A 23,146-nucleotide genomic window follows, 5' to 3' on the forward strand; every position below is an offset into this window, starting at 1 on the left:
TCCGATGATGCGAATCGACGCTCGCAAAGAGCGGAGAGGAGAGCGAGCGGCGACGATATCGCGAAAGCCGTCGCCGCGAGACGGGAAGCAGCACATCTCATGAGCGCAGTGAACGCTTCGATCACCGCGCCGGCGCTCGACGCCGAGCGCAGGTCGCACGAGCCGTCGATGGAGGAAATCCTCGCATCGATCCGGCGCATTATCGCCGATGACGACGCTTTGCCGGCCGCGAGGCGCGAGCGCGACAAGGAGAAGCGTCCGGCCGAGCCGCAGCAGCACGAAGAGACGCCGCCTGCGCCCGCCGCGCGCGCGCCTGTGGCCGCGCGTCCGGCCGCGCCTTCGCCTGTCGTCGCCGCTCCCGCTCCCATCCCGGCGGTGGAGCCGGCGAAGCCCGCCGATTTCTGGCTGCGGCCGAGCGCTGCTCCCGAGCCGGAGGCGTCCGCGCCCGTATCCGCGGATCAGAGCCGCTGGTCGGAAGATACGGCCGAGGAAGCGGTGGACGAAACGCTCGACGAACCTCTCGCGGCGGCCGAGGAGCCCTATGTTCAGGATATGGACGAGGAGGGCGCCGAGGACGAGCCCATGACGGCGAGCATCGAGCCGAGCCCGGCCGAGCCGGCCAATGACAGCGAGCCGACGCCGCTCGTCTCGACCGACGCGGCCATGTCCATCGGCGCGCATTTCCAGGCGCTGGCGGCGAGCATCGTCATCAGCGAGGCCGATCTCATCGAGCGCTATGCGCAGGACATGCTGCGGCCGATGCTGAAGCAATGGCTCGACGACAATCTGCCGCATCTCGTCGAGCGCCTCGTGCGCGCGGAGATCGAGCGGGTCGCGCGCGGGCGGCGCTGACAGCCCGATTCGGCGAGACCCAGGCCGTTAACGGCGCTTATACAATGTTCGCGCAAAGTGGCGGCATGTTCGCTCGTCATGTTCTGCGCTCCTTTGTGATCCCCCTGCTGCTCTACGGAGCGGCGGGGCTCGTGGCGAGCTATTTCGTCTGGCACGGCGTCAACGGTCAGCGCGGACTCAAGGCCGGCGTCGAATATGAGCAGCGCATCGCCGAATTGCGCGGCGAGCTCGCCGGGCTGAAGGCCGAGCGCGCGCAATGGGAGCGTAAGCTGGCGCTGGTGCGCGGCGACGTCGTCGACGCCGATATTCTGGACGAGGAGGCGCGTCTGGTGCTCGGGCGCGCGCATCGCAACGACATCGTCATTCTCACGCCGCCTGCGCCGTCCACGCGCCGCTGAGGACAGCGCTGCGAGACGGCTCGTTTTCGGCGCGTGCTCGAGCTATTCTGCCGGAGGCGGAGCCCTTGCCGCGACGCGGGAGGGACGAGGGCTCGCTCTTCGCCTCACGCGCTCCCAGATAGTGTCGAACGACCACGAGGACGGGCGGACATGCCGGCAGCGGATAAGAATGCGAAACTCGCCGATGTCGCCGGCGCGGCCGAAGGCGCGCAGGCCGAGGGCGGCATCTTGGCCTTCACGCGCGAGCAGGAGCTTTCCGCCTATCGGGCCATGCTGCTGATCCGCCGCTTCGAGGAGAAGGCCGGCCAGATGTATGGCATGGGTCTCGTCGGCGGCTTCTGCCATCTCTACATCGGCCAGGAGGCGGTCGTCGTCGGCGCGCGAATGTCGGCGAAATCCACAGATCAATTCATCACCGGCTATCGCGACCACGGCCATATGCTCGCCTGCGGCATGGAGCCGAGGCGCGTGATGGCCGAGCTCACCGGGCGGAGGGGCGGCTATTCCAAGGGGAAGGGCGGCTCGATGCACATGTTCTCGCGCGAGAAGAATTTTTATGGCGGCCATGGCATCGTCGGCGCGCCGGCCCCGCTCGGCGTCGGCCTCGCTTTCGCCGATCTCTATCGCGGCGACGGCTCCGTCTCGCTGACCTTCTTCGGCGACGGCGCCGCCAATCAGGGCCAGGTCTATGAGAGCTTCAACATGGCGGAGCTCTGGAAGCTGCCCATCGTCTTCATCGTCGAGAACAACCGCTACGCCATGGGGACGTCGGTGGAGCGCTCCTCTGCGCAGTCGAATTTTTCGATGCGCGGCACAGCCTTCAACATTCCCGGCCGGCAGATCGACGGCATGGATGTGCGCGCCGTCGCCGCCGCCGCGCGCGAGGCGCTCGACTGGTGCCGCGCCGGCAAGGGGCCTTTCCTCATAGAGGCGCAGACCTATCGCTATCGCGGCCATTCAATGTCCGATCCCGCGAAATATCGCTCCAAGGAAGAAGTTCAGCGCGTGCGCGAGGAACATGATCCGATCGAGCAGGTGCGCGCCCGTCTGCTGGCCGGCGGGATCGGCGAGGACGAACTGAAGCAGATCGACGCGGCCGTGCGCCGCATCGTGTCCGAGGCGGCGGATTTCGCGACCAATGATCCAGAGCCCGATCCGAGCGAATTGTGGACGGATGTGGTTCTATGAGGGAGGGGCGGGCTCATCGCGCTCTTCTCCTTCTCCCGCGTGCGGGAGAAGTTGGCCCGGCGCAGCCGGGTCGGATGAGGGTCCATAGTTCTTTTGCTCGTTCGAGACACATGCTCAGAGCCGGTCGTCGTAGCGACAGCCCTCATCCGACCTCGCCATTAGCCCTGCGCCCGCGACGGGCGTCCTCTCGGACGCCCTATGGCGAGGCCACCTTCTCCCACGAGTGGGAGAAGGAAGAGCCCGCGCCTTTCACCCGGCGGATAAATCCATGACCGTGAATGTCCTCATGCCCGCGCTATCGCCCACGATGGAGCAGGGCAAGCTCGCCAAATGGCTCAAGAACGAAGGCGACAAGGTCAAGGCCGGCGATGTCATCGCCGAGATCGAGACCGATAAGGCGACGATGGAGGTGGAGGCCGTGGACGAGGGCGTGCTCGCCCGCATCCTCGTGCCGGGCGGCGCCGAGAATGTCGCCGTCAACACGCCCATCGCCGTCATCACCGAGGAGGGCGAGGAGATCGGCCCCGCGGAGGCTCCGCCTTCGACGCCGGCCGCCGCCCCCACCGAGAACGCCGCGCCTGCGCCCGCCAAGGCGCCGGATATTCCAGCCTCCGCTCCGCAGGAGGCGGCTGCCGCCGCCGTCCCCGCTGCGCCGGCCGCGACTGCGGCCGAGCCCGCCGCTCCTTCGCCCGCAGTCGCCGTCCCCGAAATTCCCGCCGATACGACGCTCCTCCCCATGACCATGCGCGAAGCTCTGCGCGACGCCATGGCCGAGGAGATGCGCCGCGACCAAAATGTCTTCGTCATCGGCGAGGAGGTCGCGGAATATCAGGGGGCGTATAAGGTCACGCAGGGCCTGCTGCAGGAATTCGGTCCGCGCCGCGTCGTCGACACGCCGATCACCGAATATGGCTTCGCCGGCCTCGCCGTCGGCGCCGCCTTCGCTGGGCTGCGGCCGATCTGCGAGTTTATGACCTTCAATTTCGCCATGCAGGCGATCGACCACATCGTCAATTCCGCGGCCAAGACGCTCTATATGTCCGGCGGGCAGATCAATTGCCCCATCGTCTTTCGCGGCCCCAATGGCGCCGCCGCCCGTGTCGCCGCGCAGCACAGCCAGGATTACGCGGCCTGGTTCTCGCAAGTGCCGGGGCTGAAGGTCGTCGCACCCTCCAACGCCTCCGACGCCAAGGGGCTCTTGAAGAGCGCCATTCGCGATCCCAATCCCGTCGTCTTCCTCGAGAACGAGATTCTCTACGGCAAGCAATGGGACACACCCATGCTCGAGGATTTCCTCATTCCCATCGGCAAGGCGCGCATCGCCCGGCCGGGAACGGATGTGACGCTCGTGTCCTTCTCCATCGGCGTCACACATTGTCTTTCGGCCGCCGAGGCGCTGGCCAAGGAGGGGATAGAGGCAGAGGTCGTCGATCTGCGCACGCTGCGGCCGATGGATGTTCCCGCCATCATCGAATCGGTGAAGAAGACCGGCCGTTGCGTCGCGGTGGAGGAGGGCTGGCCGCAATGCGGCATAGGCGCGGAGATCGCCGCCCGCGTGCAGGAGGAGGCGTTCGATTATCTCGACGCACCCGTGCTGCGCGTCACCGGCAGGGACGTACCCATGCCCTATGCCGCCAATCTCGAGAAGCTGGCTCTGCCTTCCGTCGCCGATGTGATCGCGGCGGCGAAGGCCGTTCTCTATAGGTGACCTCATGGCGCTCTCTGGAGACGAGCGGCTCGCCCCGGGCGGAGCCGACGGACGCATCTTCGCTTCCCCTTTGGCGCGCAGGCTGGCCAAGGAAGGCGGACTCGATCTTTCCGCGCTGAAGGGTTCCGGCCCGCATGGCCGCATCATAGAGCGCGATGTGAAATCGGCGCTCGGCTCCGGCGCGCGGCCCGTGGCGACGGCGTCCTCCGCCCCAGTGATCGAGGCGCCGGTCGGAATGTCGGATGCTGTGGTGCGTCAGCTCTTCGCGCCTGGCTCCTTCACCGAAATCCCGCACGATTCGATGCGCAAGGCGATCGCGCGGCGCATGGTCGAGGCGGTGCGCACGATTCCGCATTTCGCGCTGCAGACAGATTGCGAGATCGACGCGCTGCTGCGTCTGCGCGAGGATTACAATAGCGCCGCGCCCAAGAGCGCGAATGGCGAGCCCGAGTGGAAGGTCTCGGTCAACGACATCATCGTCAAGGCCATGGCGTTGGCGCTGCAGAAGGTTCCCGACGCCAATGTCACCTTCACGCAGACGGCGATGCTGAAGCATACATCTTCCGATGTCGGCGTCGCCGTCTCCATCCCCGGCGGGCTGGTGACGCCCATCGTGCGCAACGCCGAGACCAAGAATTTCCGCGAGATCGCGATCGAGCTAAAGGATTTGGCGCGGCGCGCCCGCGAGCGCAAGTTGAAGCCCAATGAATATGAGGGCGGAACCACCGCCGTCTCCAATCTCGGAATGTTCGGCGTCAAGAATTTCGCCGCCGTGATCAATCCGCCGCACGCGACTATTCTCGCTGTCGGCGCCGGCGAGGAGCGCATCGTCGCCAGAAATGGCGCGCCCGTCGTCGCGACGATCATGAGCGTCACCCTCTCGGTCGATCATCGCGCCGTCGACGGCGCGCTCGGCGCGACCCTGCTCGCGGAATTCAAGCGGCTGATCGAGCATCCCGCCGCCATGCTCGCATGAGCGGCGGATTCGCCCCCGCGATCTCTCCCCTCGGTTTGTATAAATACATAATACATAACGCGAATATTTCATGAAGGTCACACGAAGGTCGCGTAACCTCGGCGTAACATGCTTTTTTGTTTGTTTTTTCCAAAAAATCCCCGACCGAGACGTTTTGCCGTCAGGACGGCGGCAGACTTTTCGGCCTATGATCGTCGCCATACAGTCGGCGACTACGGCCGAATCACGAAAATTTTGCGCAGAGGAGATTTCGAGATGGACAATGTTTCGCGCGGCGTCCAGGGGGCCTGGCGCGACCTGTCGCATTTTCTTCCGGCCCGGGCGCGGATGCGCCCCACATTGCGACGCAAGGCTCAATCCCTCGTTCACCGAGGCGATCTTTCGCCGGACTGTATCGTCACCTCCATATTCGAGACGGGAGAAGCCGTGATGTGCGTCACGCAATTCGCCGTCGGCGGCGCCCATCAGACCGTCATCGCGCCGCTCGGCCAGCTCGCTTTCGATCGCGCCGGTCCGCTGTCGAAGGAGATCGATCTCCTGCGCGCGCGGCTCTCGCGCGATCCCGCCGCCGTCCGCCGGCCCGCGGAGATTTGTTGACGAATTGTTCATCGACTTGTGCGTCGACACACAGAAACGCGCCGCTCCGTCCCGCAATATTCTCGGCGTTGGAAGCGAGCGATCGAACGCTCGGAAATTTTGGGACGGAGCATTGCGATGAGCGATTTTGCCAAGAAACTGTTCGATTTTCTCAAGACTGCGACCCTGGCGACGGCGATCGGCGCGCCGAGCGCCGCAGCCGGGGTCATCGTCTATCAGCGGCCCGACTCGGCGCTGATGCTTCTCTCCAGAGTGCAGTCGGTCGAGATCGGCGATTTCAAGCTCGCGCTCGGACAAAAGGCTTTCGAGATCAATCCCGATCTCGGCGCGAAAAAGAATTCCACGGACGATTTCGCCGCCCTCGCGCGAAAGCTCGGACCGCGCGAGGTGGAGCGGCTGATCCATCTCCTTCCGCTCGACGCCGCCAGCATGGACAAGCTCGGCGCCGATGCGATCAAATGCGACTACGGCAAAGCCGATGCGCGAACGCGCCTCTTCGCCGTCATCGACAAATCGCTGGAAGAGAAAAAGCTGATCGAGATCACGCGGCGCGACGATCTGATCGATCAAAAGACGCATGAGGTCTATGGCCCTCCGAGCGCCTGCTATCGTGCGGTCGTCACCGCGCTCGGCGCCGATGTGAAGTCGATGATCGTCTCCGAATTGACTCGCTATTTCATCAGCGAGCTGGATGTGGGAACGGCTCCGGCCGCCGTCGAGCCTGTGAGCGAGAGGCCGGTGAGCGAGAGGAGCCGGACGAAATTCGCCCAGCCCCGCCGCGACGCGGTGGAGCGGATCGCCGCCCGCTGAGCGCTCACGAAAATCGTGTTTTCTTCACGCGAACCAATTCCCACCTCGCTCGAAAACACTTTAAGACAGCGCCCATGAGCGGCGAGGCGGACACGAGGGAAGGGGCGCAGATCGTCGAGATCCTGCTGCCGGTTGCCGTCGATATGGCCTATTCCTATTACGCGCCGCCGGCGCTGCGGCTTTCGCCGGGAGATTGCGTCGAGGTTCCGCTGGCGACGCGCAAATCTTTTGGCGTCGTCTGGTCGGTCGCGCCGGCGGGCGGCGCCGGGCCGGGCAATCTCAAATCCGTCATCGCCAAATATGACCGGCCGCCGCTGGGCGAGACATTGCGCGGCTTCGTCGATTGGGTGGCGCGCTGGACCTTGGCGCCGCGCGGCATGGCGCTGCGCCTCGCCACCCGCGCGGTGGAGGAGGCGGCGCCGGAGACGCCCCGCGTCGGCTATCGGCTCGCCGGCCCGCCGCCCGAGCGCATGACGGCGGCGCGGGCGCGCGTCATAGAGGCGGCGGAGGGCGGCCTCACATTTTCCAAGGGCGAGCTCGCCCGCGCGGCGGCCTGCTCCAATGGCGTCGTCGATGCGCTGGTCGACGCCGGTGCGCTCGAGGCCGTCGCTCTGCCGCCGGAGCCCGTCGCCGGCGCGCTGGATCCCGATTTCGCGCGCGCGCCGCTGGAGGCCGAGCAGCTCGCGGGCGCCGAGGCGCTGACGAGCGCGGTGGAGCAGGGCGGCTATCGGCCCTTTCTGCTGGAGGGCGTCACCGGCGCCGGCAAGACGGAGGTCTATTTCGAGGCCGTCGCGGCGGCTCTGCGCGCTGGCGGGCAGGCGCTGGTCTTGATGCCGGAGATCGCGCTCACCGCGCAATTCCTCGAGCGTTTTGCCGCGCGTTTCGGGGCCAAGCCCGCCGAATGGCATTCCGGCGTCTCCGAGCGCAAGCGCGCGCGGCTGTGGCGCGGCGTCGCCATGGGCGAGGTGAAGGTCGTCGCCGGCGCGCGCTCGGCGCTGTTCCTGCCATTCTCGAATTTGCGGCTCATCGTCGTCGATGAGGAGCATGAGGCCGCCTATAAGCAGGAGGACGGCGTCGCCTATCACGCCCGCGACATGGCGGTGGTGCGCGCGCGGCTCGAGGGCGCGACCATCGTGCTCGCCTCGGCTACTCCTTCCATTGAAACGCGCGTCAATGCGCAGACCGGCCGCTATGGCTATTTGCGCCTCACCGCCCGCGCCAACGCGAGGCCAATGCCGCGCATAGAGGCGATCGACATGCGCGCCAATGGGCCGGAGCGCGGACGCTGGCTCGCGCCGCGCCTCGTGGCGGAGGCGCAGGAGACGATCGCGCGCGGCGAGCAGGTGCTGTTCTTCCTCAATCGGCGCGGCTATGCGCCGCTCACTCTGTGCCGCAGCTGCGGCCATCGCTTCCGCTGCGAGAATTGCGACGCCTGGCTGGTCGAGCATCGCTTTCGCCGCGCGCTGGTCTGCCATCACTGCGGCCATGTCGAGCGCCGCCCGCACATCTGCCCGGAATGCGAGGCGGAGGATTCGCTCACCGCCTGCGGGCCGGGCGTCGAGCGGCTCGCCGAAGAGGCGGCGATCCTCTTTCCCGAGGCCCGCACTCTGGTGCTCTCCTCGGATTTTCCGGGCGGGCAGGAGCGCTTGCGCCGCGAGCTCGCCGAGATCGCGGCTGGCGCTTTCGATATCGTCATCGGCACGCAATTGGTGGCGAAGGGGCATAATTTCCCCTTTCTCACTCTGGTCGGCGTGGTGGACGCCGACAGCGGGCTCGGCAGCGGCGATCCCCGCGCCGCCGAGCGCACCTTTCAGCTGCTCAATCAGGTGACCGGCCGCGCCGGCCGCGGCGACAAGCCAGGCCGTGCGCTGATCCAGAGCTGGCAGGCCGACCATCCGGTCATTCGCGCCATTCTCTCCGGCGAGGCGGAGGCGTTCTACGCGCAAGAAACGCGATTACGCGAGCGCGCCGGCCTGCCGCCCTTCGGGCGCCTCGCGGCGCTGATCGTCTCGGCCAAGGACGCCGGCGCCGCCGAGACCCATGCGCGCGCTCTGGCGCGGGCGGGGCATTCGCTGCCCTCGACCGATCGCTATCGCGTCGCCCCGGCCGGCGGCCTGCCGGAGGCCGACGAGATCGTGGTGCTCGGCCCAGCCGAGGCGCCCATCTCGCTCATTCGCGGGCGCTATCGTTTCCGCCTGCTGGTGAAGGCGCCCAAGAGCGCCGATCTGCAGGCCTATCTGCGCGCCATGCTGGCGGCGGCGCCCAAAGAGCGCGGCGGCGTGCGCGTGGCGGTGGATGTCGATCCGCAGAGCTTTTGGTAAGAAAGTATTCAGAGCGCGCGAGCGCGTCCCGGCGCTTTGCTGCGCGGGGGATGGTAAAGGGCGTTTCGGGACGCTCCGGCCCCTTACGGCCGTTGCGCGAAAAAATTCGATCGGGTCCAGAGCGTTCCGAAACGCGGTTGTCGTTCTCGTCGACATCCCGAGGCTTGGTCGAACCCGCGAATCCTGGGGTTTCTCGATCAAGACGCGATCGAGTCCGACGGCCTGGGATCACGGAGCGGTTCTTTTTTCTCCCTATGGACGGGAGAAGAACGCCGCCCCGCGAGGCGCTGCCTGTCCAGGGACGGGGATCGCCATCCCGGATGGAGCCGCCCGCGCCCCACAACCCGAGGAACGCGCCATTCGTGGGAGGGAGTGGCAGGGATATGGGAATATTTTCAGACATTATCAAGGTGGCGACGGTTTGGTCGAATATTCCGCTCGATTGGAGTTGCCGCTTGATTTTGCCTCGAACCGAGCGCGCGGAGGATTTCGGCGCCTTTACGCTCCAATAAAAGTGGCGGGTTCCAGCTTTCGCTCAGGCGCATGACGCGTTTCTCGAGTCCGCGCCAGCTCAGCCAGCCGAAGCCGCAGGCGATAAGAAACGTCGCGGTTCCGGCCAGGAGCGGATTCGCTGATGGAAAATACCACAAAATCAATTTCTCGATCGGCCAAGCATATAAATAGACGCCATAGGAAATGTCGTCGCTGTTGTTGATCCGAGCGATCGCCCAAGAGCCGCCGAAGGATGCGATTGAAAAAATAACGTAAGAGCCGAATATTGCGATTGCCGGCTCGGCTAAAGTCGGAATGAACAGGAAGCCGAGCAGAGCGGCGAGCGCCATCGCCGTATACGCAGGGGTAAGAACAATCCGATCACGCCAAAGATAAAATAGCGATCCGAACAGAAAAATGCCTGTAAGACGCAACTGCTGATTCTGGCCGTGTATATAGCTTTGCTCATAGCCGATCAAGCATATGACCGCCAGCGCCGAGAGCATCCAGGGACGACGGAGCGCTCCGATCAGGCCGAGAATCAAGACGAGAAGATAGCACTGAAATTCATAGCTTATCGTCCACATCGCGCCATTCAAGGCCGCATATGGGGAGCCAGAAAATACATTGGGCACTGAAGGCGGTCGCAATATTATTATTCCACGAAGGTTGCCGCCTAATGATGACCATATGTCGGCGGCCGTAGCGCCTGCCAATGGCGCGACAATGATAATACAAAACAAAGTTGACGCTATAAAAGCCGGATATATTCTTGCGATACGTTTTTTTAGATAAGGTATTGGATGCGGATTTTTCAAAAAGCTTCCAACGATGAGGTATCCGCTCACGATGAAAAAACCGTCGACCGCCAAGGTTCCAAACGATATGGTTCCGAAGAGGCGGTTGAGCAATTCTCGGCTATTGTCGCCGTCTATCAATTCGGGAGTATGGGCGATGATGACAAAAGACGCGAATAGAAGTCTGATAAAGCCAAAAATATTATTGTGATATCCAAAGCGGTCAATGTCTTTCTTAAAGCTCGTCATTTGGAGCCGCCTTTAGCCCGAGAAATGCACGGTTGGCTGGCGGAAGCGGTACAAAGGTCTGATTTAGCGTAGGGTTTCGTGTCCGAGCCGACTCGCGCGATTCAAGACCGCCACGCCCGCCATATACGATCCTACGCCGCGATTTCCCGGCCTGTCACTTGTGCGCGATACGGCCATCCCACGCCATTTCGACGGGGATTGTCGTCGCGTGAGACTCCATGCTCCCGTCGCTCACGGCGCGTCGATCTCGCAGACGTGATCGGTGGTCGAACGGCCGCGGAACATGATGGCTTTGCCGCCGGCGTCGACCATGTGGAACAGGCCCTGATCGGTAAGGAAATACCAAGCGGTCGTGAGCGCGCCGGCGAATTCGTGCGTCGGATCGCCGGCGGTCACGCGGTCGAGCCGCTGGCCCGCCTCGGCGACGAGGGCGCGAATGAGCTTCATATAGCGGGGTGCGGCGGCCTCGTCGGCCGCGATGCGCTCCGCCCGTCGGCGGTCGTCGATGCGATCTCCACGCGATCCTCGTCCGGCTCGAGCGATTCGAACCGGCTTTTCAGCAACTGGAACGTGGCGGGAGCGATGTAGAGACTTCCCGCCGGCTGTTCGTTGCGCTGCGCGATCCGCCGCCAGGCGACATCGTCGGGACAGCTCAGGCGGCAAAGAACCGGCTTGCCGCCGCGCGAGGCGACAAGCTCGCGCACGCGCGTTCGCTCGGCTCGCGACCAGAAACCGAAATCGAGAACGACATTCGTCCCGAGATCGATGCTGCGCGTCCAAAGGTCTTCCATCACCGCGTAGACGCGGCGGGCGCGCTCCTCGAATTCGGCCTCCGGAGGGTCGGCGCCGTAGAGCCGGCTCATCCATTCGTCATGGGTGAAGCGAAGCGCATTTTGCTCCAGCTCCAGTCGCTTCGCGAGTGTGGTTTTGCCCGCGCCGAGGAAACCGTGAAGCAGGAAGGCTGCCGGCTTTATCGTCATGCCCTCGTCTCCCGATCGCTGTTTGGGCTCTCGCCTTCACCTCACCTCATATTCCGCATCCACCTCGACGCCGAGCGCGGTGACGAGGCGGTTCGTCTCCGAGGCCATGCCGACGATGGCGAGAAGCTCGTGGAACTCCGCCTCGCTCATGCCCTTGGCGCGGGCGCTCGCCGTGTGGGAGTGGATGCAATAAGAGCAGCCATGCGCGATGGAGACGGCGATATAGAGCATTTCCTTCATTTTGGGGTCGAGCGCGCCGGGGCCCATCACCGCCTTTATGCTCTCCCATGTGCGTTTCAGCGTGACCGGATCATGCGCCAGGGCGCGCCAGAAATTATTGACGAAATCGCTTTTGCGCGTCGCGCGTATGTCGTCGAAGACCGCGCGGGCTTCGTCGGAGAGCTCGTCGTCGGCGAGCAATGTCACAGTGGCCATGGCGTGTCGCTTTCTCTTTTGGTTGCGCTCGGCCTATCATAGATCGCGCGCGCGCTTTCCGCATGGCTCGAAAAGGAGAGAGAGATGATCAGCGCAATGCTTCGGGCGAGGACGGCCGCGCTCTTCGCCGCTCTCTCGGGCGCGGCGTCGCCAGCTACGGCGCAGGGGCGCGTGTGGGACTACAGATTCGACGCAGGTGAGCCGCCGATGGCCTATCTCGACTATGGCGTTCCCGAAACCGACGATTCGCTCGGCGGCTTTCACTGCGCAGCGCATAGCGGCGCGGTGACGGTCTTTATTTCGGAAACCGACGGCAAGCAGAAGGCCGGCAAGGCCGCGACGGCGATTTTCGCCGTGGGCGAGACGCAGACGAAGATCGCCGGAAAGCTCGCGCCGAATGAGGAGGCGGGCGTTCCGAGCTTCGAGGGGCGGATCGCCGCCGACGATCCGATCTTCGCCGCCATGGCGCGCGGCGAGACGCTCGTCGTGACGATCGGCGGCTCGAAGCAATCCGCGCCGCTGAAAGGCGTCGCGGGCAAGGTCGAGAAATTCGTCGAGGCTTGCAGGAAGAAGTGAGCTTCGAGCTTTTCGTCTGCGCGCCGGGTCTATCATAGCCGGAGCGCAGGCGCCGATGCGAGGCGGCGAAAGGAGACCGCACATGGCTTATGATCCCGATCTCGTCTCGCGGCTTCATGCGCTCTTCGCGGCGCGTGATGATGTCGAGCCGCGCCGCATGTTCGGCGGCCTCTGCTTCCTGCTGAAGGGTAATATGTGCGTCGCCGTGCGGGGCGACAGCCTCATCCTGCGTCTCGGCGAGGAGGGCGCGCGGCTGGCGGCGACGCGGGAGCATGTGGCGCCGGCGATTCTCGGCGGGCGCGTCATGAAAGGCTGGGCGACGGCCGCGCCCGCGGCGCTGCGCAGCGATGCGGCGCTGGCCGAATTGGTCGGCCTCGCGGTCGCTTTCGTCGAGACGCTCCAGCGAGCCGCGGCGGATCAGAAAATCCCCTCGACGCGGCGAAGGGCCGGCGCGGCGAAATCGACGAAGGCGCGCACGACGGGGCGTAGAAAACGCGCCGAAGGATAGACGAGGAAGAATTCGCTCGGCTCGATCTCGTGATCGGGCAGCACGCGGACCAGCGCGCCGCTGCGCAGCTCCTCGGCGACGAGCAGCAATTGCGCCGTGGCGATTCCGCGTCCTTCTCGCAGCGCCGAGACGAGAACCTGCGCGCTATTGGTGACGAGCTTGGGCCGCACCGGAATATCTTCGGCCGTCTCGCCCTTGCGCAGGCGCAGCGCGCCATTGCGCAGCGAGGCGTCGGTGACGAGAAGGTCATGCGCGGAAAGATCGGCGGCGTCGCGCAGAGGCGCGCTGCGCGACAGGTAAGAGGGCGAAGCGACGAGAATGCGCCGGCTGAAGCCGATGCGCTTTTGGATGAGCGAGCGCTCGCTCGGCCGGCCCATGCGCAGCGCGACGTCTATATTCTCGAAAATGAGATCGACCGGGCGATTTTCGAGCGAAAGAGACACGCAGACGTGAGGATGCGCGTCCTGAAACGCGGTCACTATGCGGCGCAAATGGACTTCGCCGATGCAGCTCGGCCCGTGCAGGCGCAATTCGCCGGCGATCTCGGCGCCTTCGCCGCGCTGGTTCTCGAGCGCCGCGTCTATGGCTGCGAGCGGGCCGCCGGCGGCCTCATAGAGCGCGAGGCCGCGCGCCGTCGGGCGCAGCGCGCGTGGGCCGCGTTCCAGGAGGCGCGCGCCGACATGCGCCTCGAGATTGCGTAGCAGCTTGCTGACGGCCGGTTGTGAGACGCCGAGATCGGCGGCCGCCGCCGTCATCGAGCCGCGCTCGACGATGCGGAGGAAGGCGCGAAGCGCGGCGGCGAGGTCCATCTATAACCATTGGTTATGATAAGCTTGTCATTCCTGTCGATAGACGCATGGCGGGCGATCGGCAACTCTCCCGAGCGATGGTTTCGGCTCGGGAGGTGAGGATGACGATCGACAGGCGTGCATTTCTGGCCGCCGCCGGGGCGGCCGCGACGCAGGGGATTTCGGAGCGGGCGCGCGCGGCGAGGCTGCCGCCGGCGGGCGCGGAGAGCCGCTTCCTCGAGGTCGACGGGCTGCGGCTGCATTTCGTCACGCTCGGCGCCGGGCCTGCGGTCGTGCTGCTGCATGGATGGCCGCAAACATGGTTCGCCTGGGCCGCGACGATGGAGCGGCTGGCGCGCCGCTTCACCGTCATCGCGCCCGATCTGCGCGGCGTCGGATTATCGGACCGTCCGCCTTCCGGCTATGACAAGCGTCGAATTGCCGAGGATATCGCCGCGCTCATCGATCGCGCCGCGGGCGGGCGGGCGTATGTGGTCGGCCATGACATGGGCGGCAAGGCGGCCTTCATGCTGGCGCTGCTGCATCCCGAGAAAGTGGCTCGGCTCGTCCTGGTCGATTGCCTCGTTCCAGGGACCGAGAATATGGACGCCCGGCGCGGCGGCGCCTGGCATTACGGATTTCACATGGCGCGCGAGATTCCCGAACTGCTGACCAAAGGGCGCGAGCGCGATTATATCGCCGCGCAGATCCGGGCGTGGTCGTTTCGCGAGGATGCGGTGAGCGCGGCGGCGATCGACGAATTCGCGCGTCATTATGCGACGCCGGGCGGCATGACCGCGGGCTTCGAATATTATCGCGCGCTGCCGGAGGATGCGCGATCGGTCGCCGCGCTGGCCGATCGCCGGCTCGATATGCCGGTTCTGGCGATCGCCGGCCGTCATGGCGTCGGCGAGCGGCTCGCCGAGGCGCTGCGGCCGAAGGCGCGCGCGCTCTCCTCGATCATCGTGGAGGAGAGCGGCCATTTCGTCGCCGACGAGGCGCCGGAGGTTTTTTGGCGCGAGGCGGAGCGGTTTCTCTCCGCGTGACGCGTCAGGCCTGGCGCACAACCAGCACGGCGTTGATGCCGCCGAAGGCGAAGGAGTTGGACATGGCCGCGCGGATCGCGACGCGGCGCGCCTCGTGCGGCACCGGGTCGATCGGACATTTGGGGTCCGGGCCCTTGAAATGGATCGTCGGCGGGGCGAGCTGGGCGCGCAGCGCGTTTATCGTGATGACGAGCTCGAGCGCGCCGGAGGAGCCCAGCGCATGGCCGTGGATCGGCTTGGTCGAGGAGACCGGCAGACGCCCGCCGCGCTCGCCGAAGACGCGCAGAATCGCCTCCGACTCGGTGATGTCATTGGCGTAGGTGCCGGTGCCATGGGCGTTGAGATAGTCGATATCGTCGGGCGAGAGGCCGGCGCTCTCCAGCGCCTGCCGCATGGCGGCCGAGGGACCCTCGACATTGGGCCGCAGCGGATCGAAAGCGTCGCTCGACGTGCCATAACCGGCGAGCTCGCACAAAGGCGCGTGACCGCGCGCATGGGCGAGCTCCTCGGTCTCCAGCACGAAAATTCCCGCGCCTTCGCCGAGCACGATGCCGTTGCGGCCGGCCGAGAAGGGGCGACAGAAATCCGGCGTCAGCACGCGCAGCGCCTCCCAGGAGCGCAGCGAGCCATTGATGACGGCCGCCTCCGCCCCGCCGACGATGGCGCGATCGGCCGCGCCGGAGCGGATCATCTCGAGGCCGACGCCGATCGCCTGGCTCGCCGAGGAGCAGGCGCTGGCGATGGCGAAAGTGGGCCCGTTGCAGGAATAGCGCATTCCGAGCATGGTCGGCGCGGCGCTCGGAATGAGGCGCGGCACGGTCAGCGGATCGGCGCGCTCGCGGGAGTTGTATTCCTTATGGGCCTCGTCATCGATCGTCTTGGAGCCGCCTATGCCGGAGCCGATGACGACCGCCGTGCGCGGCCCGGCGATATCCTTGCGGCCGAAGCCCGCCTGCGCCATGGCCTCGTCGGCGGCGACGATGGCATATTGGGTGAAGGGGTCGCAATAGGGCAGGATATCGGGCTCGAGATAGGCGAGCGGGTCGAAATTCATCGCTTGCGCGGCGATTTTGATGCGCCCGCCATAGGGGCGCTCGAGCTTAAGAGGACGGACCTGGCATTGGCCGTCGCGGGCCGCTTCCCAGAGCGGCTGCGCGCCGACGCCGGCGGCCGAAACTGCGCCCATGCCCGAGACGACGACGCGTCTCACATCCTGTCTCACCGCTGTGGCCAATGTGGATAGTCGCTCCGCTGCGGCCGCGCCCGGCCTGTTATCCGACAGCTCGGACGATAGCTCTTTTTGCCGTCACCGTCGCCTCGGGCGCAAGCCGGAGGCCGGCATTTTCCCCGCAAAGGCGCGCGGCGCGGCGTCGCACAGGCGCGTAAGTGATAGATTTGCAGGAACTTTTTCGCTGCGTTACGTATGTCTACGGTCCTTGCGCGCCCCTCGGCCCGCCTGCGTCATTCGAAATCGAGACCCCGAAGGGGCCCACACTCTCCCGCGTAGTGGTCTATCGAGCATCCTTCTCGTGCGGCGGCGGCTGTCTTGACCTTCCCCCCTCGGCTACCTATTCCCTCATCAGCCAGTCGGCTGGATGGCCGCTGTCCTTCGGGATAGAGGAAAGTCCGGGCTCCACGGAGACACGGCGCCGGATAATGTCCGGCGGGGGCGACCCCAGGGAAAGCGCCACAGAAAGCAAACCGCCGCGACCCTCGGGCCCGCGGCAAGGGTGAAAGGGTGCGGTAAGAGCGCACCGCTCGGGCGGCGACGTTCGAGGCATGGCAAGCCCCGCCGGGAGCAAGACCGAATAGGGGCGACTGGAAATAGCGATATTTCCCGGCCCGTCTCCGGGCCGTCGCCCGGGTTGGTCGCTAGAGGCGGCGCGCAAGCGTCGTCCCAGAGGAATGGCCATCGCGCGTGGGCGGGGAAACCAAGCCGCGCCATACAGAACCCGGCTTATAGGCCGACTGGCGATTTTATCGCGTGAGGGGCGGGCAGTGGGGAGTAGGGAGCGGGTCGTCTATCCCCCGCTCGGACGCATTATTCATCACCTCCGCCTCCGCCTTGCCTAACGCGCGATGCGCGGCCCGCGCCCGCGTCAACGCTCCCTTAACCCTGACGACGGCTAATAATCGCCAGCGCCGCGCCGCCCGCGCCGCTCCGTCGCCCGTGGTTCTTCATGATATGCGTTGTTGTTCAGAGCGATGACACGTCTTTCAGGGACAAGGCGCGCCCGCGCCTCGCGCGCGCCGGCGATTTCTCGCGCGCGCGGGGGCTCGGCGGACGGCCGCGACGACGCCAAATATCGGCTGCGGCGGGCGCGTCCAGCGGGCGCTGCGCGGCCATGCGACGCAAATTTCGAATCGGAGGCGAGATGACGACGAGCGGCGCCGAGCGGCATGTTCCCGTGCTGCTCGAGGAGGCGGTCGCCGCCCTCGCGCCCTGTGCGGGTGGAGTCTATCTCGACGCCACTTTCGGCGCCGGTGGCTACACGCGCGCCTTGCTGGCGCGTGAGGGGACGCGCGTGCTGGCGCTGGACCGCGATCCGAGCGCCATACGCGCCGGCTATGCTCTGGTGGAGGCGGCGGGCGGGCGGCTGACGCTGGTCGAGGCGCGCTTTTCCGAGCTGGCCGAGGTGGCCGAGCGCATGGAGCTCACGCCGCTCGATGGCGTGGTCGCCGATATCGGCGTCTCCTCCATGCAATTCGACGAGGCGGCGCGCGGCTTCTCCTTCCGCAACGACGGGCCGCTCGACATGCGCATGGAGGGGCGCGGGCCGAGCGCCGCCGACATTATCGCGGATGCCGAGGAAGAGGCGCTCGCCGATATTCTGTATCATTACGGCGAGGAGCGCGCCTCGCGCCGCATCGCCCGCGCCATCGTGAAGGCGCGCGAGGCCGGTCGCATAGAGACGACGCGCGCGCTGGCGCAGATCATCGAGCGCGCCGCGCCCGGAAAGCCGGGCGACATTCACCCGGCGACGAAGAGCTTTCAGGCGCTGCGCATCGCCGTCAATGACGAGCTCGGCCAATTGGTCGCGGCGCTGGGCGCCGCCGAGCGCGCGCTGAAAGCCGGCGGGCGGCTCGCCGTGGTGACGTTTCATTCGCTGGAAGACCGCATCGTGAAGCAATTCCTGGCCGAGCGCTCGGGTCGCGGCGAGACGCGCTCGCGCCGCCTGCCGGGCGAGCCGATTCCGCCGCCGCCGACTTTCGTCAGCGAAGGGCGCCAGCCGGTGACGCCTTCGGACCGCGAAATCGCCGCAAATCCGCGCGCGCGCTCCGCCAAGCTGCGCTATGCGACGCGCACGGAGGCGCCGGCGCGCGCCATGGACGAAGCGCTGGCGCGTCTCGCGCGCCTGCCGGAACGCGTCAAAGGGAGACGCTGATGCTGCGCTTTCTCAATGTCGTCGCCATTCTCGCGCTGATCGGCTCGGGCTTCTACGCCTATTCGATCAAATATCAGACCATGCTGCGCGCCGAGCAAATCAGCAAGATGACGCGCGAGGCCAAGAGCGAGCGCGACGCCATCGCCGTGCTGCGCGCCGAATGGGCCTTTTTGACGCGACCCGAGCGCGTGCAGGATCTCGCCGACAAATATCTCGATTTGAAGCCGCTCGCCGTGACGCAGATCGCGACGGCGCAGTCGCTGCCGGAAAAGCCCGAGCGCATCGACTCGATCGGCCGCAAGCTGGACGCGCTCGGCCTCGGCGGCGCGGCGACGACGCCGGCCGCGAGCGAAGCGCCGACGACGCCGAAAGGAAAGCCGCGATGACCGCCGCCGACACTGTGACGCGAGACGCGAGCAAAGGCTCGAAGAAAGGCCTGCGCCGCCGGCTCGACGGGCTGTTCTCCACCTCGCTCGGCAAGACCGGCGCGCGTATGCGCATGGTCGCGGCCGGATTCGTCTGCCTCTATGTCGGCATCGGCGCGCGGCTCGTCGTCATCGGCTTCAAGCCCGATCCGACGACGATGCGCCGCGCCTCCGGCGAGACCATCGCCGCCTCGCGTCCCGACGTGCTCGACCGCAATGGCGAAATTCTCGCGACGGATGTGAAGACCGTCTCCGTTTTCGCCGAGCCGCGCCGTCTCATCGACAAGGACGAGGCGACGGAATTGCTCACGGCGGTTCTGCCCAATGTCGACGCGCGCGATCTGCGCGACAAGCTCGCCTCGAAGAAGGGCTTCGTGTGGGTGAAGCGCTCGGTGACGCCCAAGCAGCGCGACGAGGTGTTTCACCTCGGCCTGCCTGGCGTCGGCCTCGCGCCGGAGAACAAGCGCGTCTATCCCAACGGGCCAGCGGGCGCGCATGTGCTCGGCTATGTCAATATCGACAATGGCGGCATCGCCGGAATCGAGAAATATATCGACGGGCAGGGCCTCGCCGATCTGCATGATGCGGGTTTCAGCCTCACGCCCGAGGATCTGAAGCCTATCTCGCTCTCGATCGACATAAAGGCGACCCATGCGGTGCGCGACGAGCTGGAAAAAGGCGTCACGCATTACAAGGCCAAGGCCGGCGCCGCGGCGATCATGGACGTCGATACGGGCGAGGTGATCGCGCTCGCCTCGCTGCCGGATTACGATCCCAACATGCCCGGCGACATGCGCGATCCGTCGATCATCAATCGCATGAATGTCGGCGTCTATGAGATGGGCTCCACCTTCAAGGCGCTGACCATCGCGATGGCGCTCGACTCCGGCAAGGTCAATCTCGGCTCGCGTCTCGACGCGCGCGGCGCCTTGAGCTTCGGTCGCTTCCGCATTCACGATTATCACGCGCAGAACCGCGCGCTCACCGTGCCGGAAGTGTTCACCTATTCGTCCAACATCGGCACCGCGCGCATGGCCCTTGGCCAGGGCGTCGAACGCCACAAGGCGTTCTTGCGCAAGATGGGCCAGCTTTCGCGTATGCGCACCGAGCTGCCCGAGAGCGCCGAGCCGATCGTGCCGAAGAATTGGGGCGAGCTCAACACGATGACCATCGCCTTCGGCCACGGCCTCGCCGTCGCGCCGCTGCAGGCGATGATGGCCGTTTCCGCGCTGATGAATGGCGGCTATCTGATGGCGCCGACTTTTCTGAAGCGCAGCGAGGAAGAAGCGCGCAAGAGCGCCGTGCAAGTGGTGAAGCCCGAGACCAGCGAGGCGATGCGCTATCTCATGCGGCTCAACGCCGAGATCGGCACCGCCAAGAAGGTCAATATCAACGGCTATTATGTAGGCGGCAAGACCGGCACGGCGGAGAAGGTGATCGGCGGCCGCTATTCCAAGACGCGCCTCTTCACCACTTTCATGGCGGTGGCGCCCTCGGACAAACCGAAGTATCTGTTCCTCACCATAATGGACGAGCCGCAAGGCCTGCCGGAGACCGGAGGCTACGCCACGGCCGCCTATAATTCGGGCCAGGTGACGGCGCAGATCATCGAGCGCGTCGGCCCGCTGCTCGGCCTGCCGCCGCGCTTCGAATTGCCGACGCAGCCTTTCCCGCTGCTCGCCAGGCTCGGCTACGGCATAGCCAATAGTCCCGCCCATGGCGGGGGAGGGCATTGATGCGACTTTCCGAGCTTCTCGACGAAGCGACGGCGGCGGATTGCGACGATCTCGATATCGCCGGCGTCACCGCGGACAGCCGCGACGTGCGCGAAGCCTATGCTTTCTTCGCCGTGCCGGGCCATGCCGGCGACGGTCTCGCTTACGCCGCCGATGCGCGCGCGCGCGGGGCGCGCGTCATCGTGGCGCCGCGCGCGGCCGAGGTCGGGCTGCCGCTCGTCGTCGTCGCCGACGTGCGCGCGGCGCTGGCGCGCGCGGCGGCGCGGTTTTTCCCACGCCAGCCGGACATCGTCGCGGCGGTGACGGGTACCAGCGGCAAGAGCTCGGTCGTCGATTTCCTACGCCAGATCTGGCTGACGCTCGGCCGCGACGCGGCCTCGCTCGGCACGATCGGGATCGTCGATAAAAACGGCGCGCATTACGGCTCGCTGACGACGCCGGGGCCGGTGGCGCTGCATCAGTCTCTCGATGCGCTCGCCGCGCGCGGCGTCACCCATCTCGCCATGGAGGCGTCCTCGCTCGGCATAGACCAACGCCGCCTCGACGGCGTGCGTCTGACAGTCGGCGCCTTCACCAATTTCTCGCGCGACCATCTCGATCATCATCGCGATCTCGAGGAGTATTTCGTCGCCAAAATGCGGCTCTTCGACACGCTGCTGGCGCCCGGCCGGACTGCGGTGATCGACGCCGACAGTTCCGTCGCGGCGCGGGTGATCGAGATTTGCGAGAAGCGCGGGCTGACGATTTTCGACGTCGGCGAAAAGGGCCGCGCCATATCGCTGCTGGAGGCGAAGGCCGATGCGCTCGGCTCGCAGCTGCGGCTGCGCTGCGGCGACGAGACTTTCGCCGTCGCTCTGCCGCTCGCCGGGGCGTTTCAAATCTCCAATGCGCTGGTCGCCGCCGGCATGGCCATCGCTTGCGGCGAGGAGCCGGCGCAGGTTTTCGCGGCGCTGGAAAAATTGCGCGGCGCGCCGGGGCGGCTCGAATTCATCGGCGCGCGCGCGGGCGCTCCGGTCTTCGTCGATTATGCGCATAAGCCCGATGCGCTGGACAAGGTGCTCGCTGCGCTGCGGCCGCTGGCGAAAGGACGGCTCGTCGTCGTCTTCGGCGCCGGCGGCGATCGCGACCGAGGCAAGCGCCCATTGATGGGCGAGATCGCGGCCCGCGCGGCCGATGTCGTCGTCGTCACCGACGACAATCCGCGCAGCGAGGAGCCGGCGACGATCCGCGCGGCGATATTGGAGGCGGCGCGCGGCGTCGGCGCGGCGCAGGTGCATGAGATCGGCGACCGCACCGCGGCGATCCGCGCCGCGGTCTCCTGGCTGCGCGCGGGCGATGCGCTGGTGGTCGCCGGAAAGGGCCATGAAACCGGCCAGATCATCGGCGATCAGGTCCTGCCATTCTCAGACCGGGCGGCGGTCGAGGCGGCCTTGCAGGGTGAGAGCGAATGAAGCAGCAAGCGCTATGGAGCGGGCTCGGGCTGATCGGCGCGCTGCGCGCGCGCATCAGCGGCGGCCTGCCGCGCGATGTCACCGGCGTCTCCATCGACACGCGCACGCTGGCGCCGGGCGATCTCTTCTTCGCCATAAAGGGCGAGGCGCGCGACGGTCATGATTTCGTGCGCATGGCGTTCGAGCGCGGCGCGGCGGGCGCGGTGATCGACGACGCGCACGCCGGAGAATTTCGCGATCTTTCGCCGCTCTATGTCGTGCGCGATGTGCAGGAATCGTTGGAATATCTCGGCACCCGCGCGCGCGAGCGCTCCGGCGCCTATGTCGCGGCGATCACCGGCTCGGTCGGCAAGACCTCGACTAAGGACATGGCGAAGACGATGTTCTCGCATTTCGGCGAGACGCACGCCTCTGCCGCCTCCTACAATAATCAATGGGGCGTGCCGCTGTCGCTCGCGCGAATGCCGGCCTCGGCGCGTTTCGGTCTCTTCGAGATCGGCATGAATCACGCGGGCGAGATCGCTTCGCTCGTGCGTTTCGTCGAGCCGCATGTCGCCGTGGTGACGCGCGTCGCGCCCGTGCATCTCGAACATTTCGAGTCGCTCGACGCCATAGCCGCGGCCAAGGCGGAGATTTTCTCCGGCCTCGTCGACGGCGGCGTCGCCATCATCAATCGCGACGACGAGACCTATGAGGCGCTGCTCGAAGGCGCCGCCGCCTCCAAAGCCGCGCATGTCTTCTCCTTCGGCGAGAGCGAGGCCGCGCAGGCGCGGCTGCTCTCCTATGACGGCGAGGAACATGTCGCCGAGGCGGAGATTTTCGGCCGCCGCCTGCGTTATCGCATCGGCGCGCCAGGCAAGCATTTCGCAGTCAATTCGCTCGCCGTGCTGACCATCGCCCATGTCTTCGACATCGATCTGGAGCAGGCGGCGGAGACGCTCGCCGATTTCGCGCCGCCCAAGGGGCGCGGCCGTCGCGAAACGCTCGCGATCGGCGACGGGCGTCTCACCCTCGTCGACGAGAGCTACAACGCCAATCCGACGTCCATGCGCGCGGCCTTCGAGCTGATCGGCGCCGAGAGAAGCGCGCGGCGGCGCATCGCCGTGCTCGGCGACATGCTCGAGCTCGGGCCGAGCGCCGCCGAATTGCACGCCGGCCTCGCCAAGGACCTCGAGGCGGCGGGCGTCGATCTCCTCTTCACCGCCGGCCCGCTGATGGCGCGGCTCTATTACGCCGCGCCCGAGCATATGCGCGGCGCGCATCGCGCCAACGCCGCCGAGCTCGAGGAGGCCGTGCTCTTTGCTCTCGCGCCCGGCGACGTCGTCATGATCAAGGGCTCGAACGGCTCGCGCATGGCGCGCATCGTCGAGGCGATCAGAACGAAATTCCCGGCCGACTCCGAAGCGGCCTCGTAAAGGAAAATACGA

22 protein-coding genes and 1 other RNA gene are annotated in these 23,146 nt (G+C 66.2%); 17 read left to right on the plus strand and 6 right to left on the minus strand.

The genetic code is table 11. From position 1 onward, the window contains the following. Positions 1 to 99: 99 nt before the first annotated feature. The 8 genes from C5689_RS13260 (at position 100) to C5689_RS13295 (ending at position 8,850) form a co-directional block, all read left to right on the plus strand. Positions 100 to 852, plus strand: coding sequence for a PopZ family protein (locus C5689_RS13260; protein WP_108917751.1), 753 nt, complete (start codon positions 100 to 102; stop codon positions 850 to 852). 44 nt (positions 853 to 896) lie between these two features. Next, complete coding sequence (locus tag C5689_RS13265; protein ID WP_108917752.1) at positions 897 to 1,250, plus strand: FtsB family cell division protein; 354 nt, start codon at positions 897 to 899, stop codon at positions 1,248 to 1,250. Between the two features lie 150 nt (positions 1,251 to 1,400). Next, positions 1,401 to 2,438, plus strand: a complete 1,038-nt coding sequence (gene pdhA, locus C5689_RS13270; RefSeq protein ID WP_108917753.1) for a pyruvate dehydrogenase (acetyl-transferring) E1 component subunit alpha — start codon at positions 1,401 to 1,403, stop codon at positions 2,436 to 2,438. Between the two features lie 268 nt (positions 2,439 to 2,706). Next, the gene (locus tag C5689_RS13275) at positions 2,707 to 4,146 is read left to right on the plus strand and encodes a pyruvate dehydrogenase complex E1 component subunit beta (protein ID WP_108917754.1); all 1,440 of its coding nucleotides are present in this window, start codon (positions 2,707 to 2,709) and stop codon (positions 4,144 to 4,146) included. A 4-nt stretch (positions 4,147 to 4,150) separates the two neighbouring features. Then, entirely contained in the window at positions 4,151 to 5,122 is a 972-nt protein-coding gene (locus C5689_RS13280) for a 2-oxo acid dehydrogenase subunit E2 (RefSeq protein ID WP_108917755.1), read from the plus strand. 255 nt (positions 5,123 to 5,377) lie between these two features. After that, positions 5,378 to 5,719 carry a hypothetical protein gene (locus C5689_RS13285; RefSeq protein WP_108917756.1) on the plus strand — a complete coding sequence of 114 codons (342 nt, stop codon included), beginning with the start codon at positions 5,378 to 5,380 and terminating at the stop codon, positions 5,717 to 5,719. Between the two features lie 117 nt (positions 5,720 to 5,836). After that, on the plus strand, positions 5,837 to 6,529 hold the full coding sequence (locus C5689_RS13290) for a hypothetical protein (protein WP_108917757.1): 693 nt from the start codon (positions 5,837 to 5,839) through the stop codon (positions 6,527 to 6,529). A gap of 74 nt (positions 6,530 to 6,603) precedes the next feature. Next, the gene (locus C5689_RS13295; protein ID WP_108917758.1) at positions 6,604 to 8,850 is read left to right on the plus strand and encodes a primosomal protein N'; all 2,247 of its coding nucleotides are present in this window, start codon (positions 6,604 to 6,606) and stop codon (positions 8,848 to 8,850) included. 395 nt (positions 8,851 to 9,245) lie between these two features. On the opposite strand, the gene C5689_RS13300 is transcribed toward C5689_RS13295, so the two are convergent. From C5689_RS13300 to C5689_RS13315, 4 genes are all read right to left on the minus strand, one after another. Next, positions 9,246 to 10,388 carry an acyltransferase family protein gene (locus tag C5689_RS13300; protein ID WP_108917759.1) on the minus strand — a complete coding sequence of 381 codons (1,143 nt, stop codon included), beginning with the start codon at positions 10,386 to 10,388 and terminating at the stop codon, positions 9,246 to 9,248. Positions 10,389 to 10,619: 231 nt separating this feature from the next. Further along, positions 10,620 to 10,835, minus strand: a complete 216-nt coding sequence (locus C5689_RS13305; protein ID WP_108917760.1) for a hypothetical protein — start codon at positions 10,833 to 10,835, stop codon at positions 10,620 to 10,622. Next, complete coding sequence (locus C5689_RS13310) at positions 10,832 to 11,368, minus strand: P-loop nucleotide/nucleoside kinase family protein (protein WP_108917761.1); 537 nt, start codon at positions 11,366 to 11,368, stop codon at positions 10,832 to 10,834. The genes C5689_RS13305 and C5689_RS13310 overlap by 4 nt, the downstream gene beginning before the upstream one ends. A gap of 36 nt (positions 11,369 to 11,404) precedes the next feature. Next, positions 11,405 to 11,803: a carboxymuconolactone decarboxylase family protein gene (locus C5689_RS13315; protein ID WP_108917762.1), complete on the minus strand. Its 399-nt coding sequence runs from the start codon at positions 11,801 to 11,803 to the stop codon at positions 11,405 to 11,407. An 84-nt stretch (positions 11,804 to 11,887) separates the two neighbouring features. Here C5689_RS13315 and C5689_RS13320 point away from each other — a divergent pair, with 84 nt between their 5' ends. Further along, the gene (locus tag C5689_RS13320) at positions 11,888 to 12,379 is read left to right on the plus strand and encodes a hypothetical protein (RefSeq protein ID WP_244594694.1); all 492 of its coding nucleotides are present in this window, start codon (positions 11,888 to 11,890) and stop codon (positions 12,377 to 12,379) included. A gap of 82 nt (positions 12,380 to 12,461) precedes the next feature. Further along, positions 12,462 to 12,887, plus strand: coding sequence for a TfoX/Sxy family protein (locus C5689_RS13325; RefSeq protein WP_158271809.1), 426 nt, complete (start codon positions 12,462 to 12,464; stop codon positions 12,885 to 12,887). Here C5689_RS13325 and C5689_RS13330 read toward each other — a convergent pair. Beyond that, positions 12,797 to 13,696: a LysR family transcriptional regulator gene (locus C5689_RS13330; protein WP_108917764.1), complete on the minus strand. Its 900-nt coding sequence runs from the start codon at positions 13,694 to 13,696 to the stop codon at positions 12,797 to 12,799. The two genes, C5689_RS13325 and C5689_RS13330, sit on opposite strands and share 91 nt — an antisense overlap. 101 nt (positions 13,697 to 13,797) lie before the next feature. On the opposite strand from C5689_RS13330, the gene C5689_RS13335 reads away from it, so the two are divergent. Further along, positions 13,798 to 14,721 carry an alpha/beta fold hydrolase gene (locus C5689_RS13335; RefSeq protein ID WP_244594695.1) on the plus strand — a complete coding sequence of 308 codons (924 nt, stop codon included), beginning with the start codon at positions 13,798 to 13,800 and terminating at the stop codon, positions 14,719 to 14,721. Between the two features lie 4 nt (positions 14,722 to 14,725). Here the strand turns inward: C5689_RS13335 and C5689_RS13340 are convergent, their stop codons facing one another. Continuing rightward, positions 14,726 to 15,955 carry a beta-ketoacyl-[acyl-carrier-protein] synthase family protein gene (locus C5689_RS13340; RefSeq protein ID WP_108917766.1) on the minus strand — a complete coding sequence of 410 codons (1,230 nt, stop codon included), beginning with the start codon at positions 15,953 to 15,955 and terminating at the stop codon, positions 14,726 to 14,728. A 349-nt stretch (positions 15,956 to 16,304) separates the two neighbouring features. Between C5689_RS13340 and rnpB the strand changes: the two genes are divergently transcribed. The 6 genes from rnpB to C5689_RS13370 all read left to right on the plus strand — a co-directional run bounded on the left by rnpB (position 16,305) and on the right by C5689_RS13370 (position 23,134). After that, an RNA gene (rnpB, locus tag C5689_RS13345) (RNase P RNA component class A) lies at positions 16,305 to 16,697 on the plus strand. 399 nt (positions 16,698 to 17,096) lie between these two features. Next, positions 17,097 to 18,107, plus strand: coding sequence for a 16S rRNA (cytosine(1402)-N(4))-methyltransferase RsmH (gene rsmH, locus C5689_RS13350; protein WP_108917767.1), 1,011 nt, complete (start codon positions 17,097 to 17,099; stop codon positions 18,105 to 18,107). Beyond that, positions 18,107 to 18,493 (plus strand): cell division protein FtsL, encoded by a 387-nt coding sequence (ftsL, locus tag C5689_RS13355; RefSeq protein ID WP_108917768.1) that lies wholly within the window; start codon positions 18,107 to 18,109, stop codon positions 18,491 to 18,493. The genes rsmH and ftsL overlap by 1 nt, the downstream gene beginning before the upstream one ends. Then, positions 18,490 to 20,268, plus strand: coding sequence for a peptidoglycan D,D-transpeptidase FtsI family protein (locus C5689_RS13360; protein ID WP_108917769.1), 1,779 nt, complete (start codon positions 18,490 to 18,492; stop codon positions 20,266 to 20,268). The genes ftsL and C5689_RS13360 overlap by 4 nt, the downstream gene beginning before the upstream one ends. Beyond that, complete coding sequence (locus C5689_RS13365; protein ID WP_108917770.1) at positions 20,268 to 21,719, plus strand: UDP-N-acetylmuramoyl-L-alanyl-D-glutamate--2,6-diaminopimelate ligase; 1,452 nt, start codon at positions 20,268 to 20,270, stop codon at positions 21,717 to 21,719. The genes C5689_RS13360 and C5689_RS13365 overlap by 1 nt, the downstream gene beginning before the upstream one ends. Then, positions 21,716 to 23,134 carry a UDP-N-acetylmuramoylalanyl-D-glutamyl-2,6-diaminopimelate--D-alanyl-D-alanine ligase gene (locus tag C5689_RS13370; protein ID WP_108917771.1) on the plus strand — a complete coding sequence of 473 codons (1,419 nt, stop codon included), beginning with the start codon at positions 21,716 to 21,718 and terminating at the stop codon, positions 23,132 to 23,134. Before C5689_RS13365 ends, C5689_RS13370 begins: the two co-directional genes overlap by 4 nt. The last annotated feature ends 12 nt before the right edge of the window (positions 23,135 to 23,146 follow it).

Source organism: Methylosinus sporium, assembly GCF_003113265.1.
Taxonomy (GTDB): domain Bacteria; phylum Pseudomonadota; class Alphaproteobacteria; order Rhizobiales; family Beijerinckiaceae; genus Methylosinus; species Methylosinus sporium.

What these genes read in the sequence shown, in the direction of transcription:
- C5689_RS13260 (WP_108917751.1), top strand. Translation starts at nt 100, where the DNA reads ATGAGCGCAGTGAACGCTTCGATCACCGCGCCGGCGCTCGACGCCGAG.
- C5689_RS13265 (WP_108917752.1), top strand. Translation starts at nt 897, where the DNA reads ATGTTCGCGCAAAGTGGCGGCATGTTCGCTCGTCATGTTCTGCGCTCC.
- pdhA (WP_108917753.1), top strand. Translation starts at nt 1,401, where the DNA reads ATGCCGGCAGCGGATAAGAATGCGAAACTCGCCGATGTCGCCGGCGCG.
- C5689_RS13275 (WP_108917754.1), top strand. Translation starts at nt 2,707, where the DNA reads ATGACCGTGAATGTCCTCATGCCCGCGCTATCGCCCACGATGGAGCAG.
- C5689_RS13280 (WP_108917755.1), top strand. Translation starts at nt 4,151, where the DNA reads ATGGCGCTCTCTGGAGACGAGCGGCTCGCCCCGGGCGGAGCCGACGGA.
- C5689_RS13285 (WP_108917756.1), top strand. Translation starts at nt 5,378, where the DNA reads ATGGACAATGTTTCGCGCGGCGTCCAGGGGGCCTGGCGCGACCTGTCG.
- C5689_RS13290 (WP_108917757.1), top strand. Translation starts at nt 5,837, where the DNA reads ATGAGCGATTTTGCCAAGAAACTGTTCGATTTTCTCAAGACTGCGACC.
- C5689_RS13295 (WP_108917758.1), top strand. Translation starts at nt 6,604, where the DNA reads ATGAGCGGCGAGGCGGACACGAGGGAAGGGGCGCAGATCGTCGAGATC.
- C5689_RS13300 (WP_108917759.1), bottom strand. Translation starts at nt 10,388, where the DNA reads ATGACGAGCTTTAAGAAAGACATTGACCGCTTTGGATATCACAATAAT.
- C5689_RS13305 (WP_108917760.1), bottom strand. Translation starts at nt 10,835, where the DNA reads ATGAAGCTCATTCGCGCCCTCGTCGCCGAGGCGGGCCAGCGGCTCGAC.
- C5689_RS13310 (WP_108917761.1), bottom strand. Translation starts at nt 11,368, where the DNA reads ATGACGATAAAGCCGGCAGCCTTCCTGCTTCACGGTTTCCTCGGCGCG.
- C5689_RS13315 (WP_108917762.1), bottom strand. Translation starts at nt 11,803, where the DNA reads ATGGCCACTGTGACATTGCTCGCCGACGACGAGCTCTCCGACGAAGCC.
- C5689_RS13320 (WP_244594694.1), top strand. Translation starts at nt 11,888, where the DNA reads ATGATCAGCGCAATGCTTCGGGCGAGGACGGCCGCGCTCTTCGCCGCT.
- C5689_RS13325 (WP_158271809.1), top strand. Translation starts at nt 12,462, where the DNA reads ATGGCTTATGATCCCGATCTCGTCTCGCGGCTTCATGCGCTCTTCGCG.
- C5689_RS13330 (WP_108917764.1), bottom strand. Translation starts at nt 13,696, where the DNA reads ATGGACCTCGCCGCCGCGCTTCGCGCCTTCCTCCGCATCGTCGAGCGC.
- C5689_RS13335 (WP_244594695.1), top strand. Translation starts at nt 13,798, where the DNA reads ATGACGATCGACAGGCGTGCATTTCTGGCCGCCGCCGGGGCGGCCGCG.
- rsmH (WP_108917767.1), top strand. Translation starts at nt 17,097, where the DNA reads ATGACGACGAGCGGCGCCGAGCGGCATGTTCCCGTGCTGCTCGAGGAG.
- ftsL (WP_108917768.1), top strand. Translation starts at nt 18,107, where the DNA reads ATGCTGCGCTTTCTCAATGTCGTCGCCATTCTCGCGCTGATCGGCTCG.
- C5689_RS13360 (WP_108917769.1), top strand. Translation starts at nt 18,490, where the DNA reads ATGACCGCCGCCGACACTGTGACGCGAGACGCGAGCAAAGGCTCGAAG.
- C5689_RS13365 (WP_108917770.1), top strand. Translation starts at nt 20,268, where the DNA reads ATGCGACTTTCCGAGCTTCTCGACGAAGCGACGGCGGCGGATTGCGAC.
- C5689_RS13370 (WP_108917771.1), top strand. Translation starts at nt 21,716, where the DNA reads ATGAAGCAGCAAGCGCTATGGAGCGGGCTCGGGCTGATCGGCGCGCTG.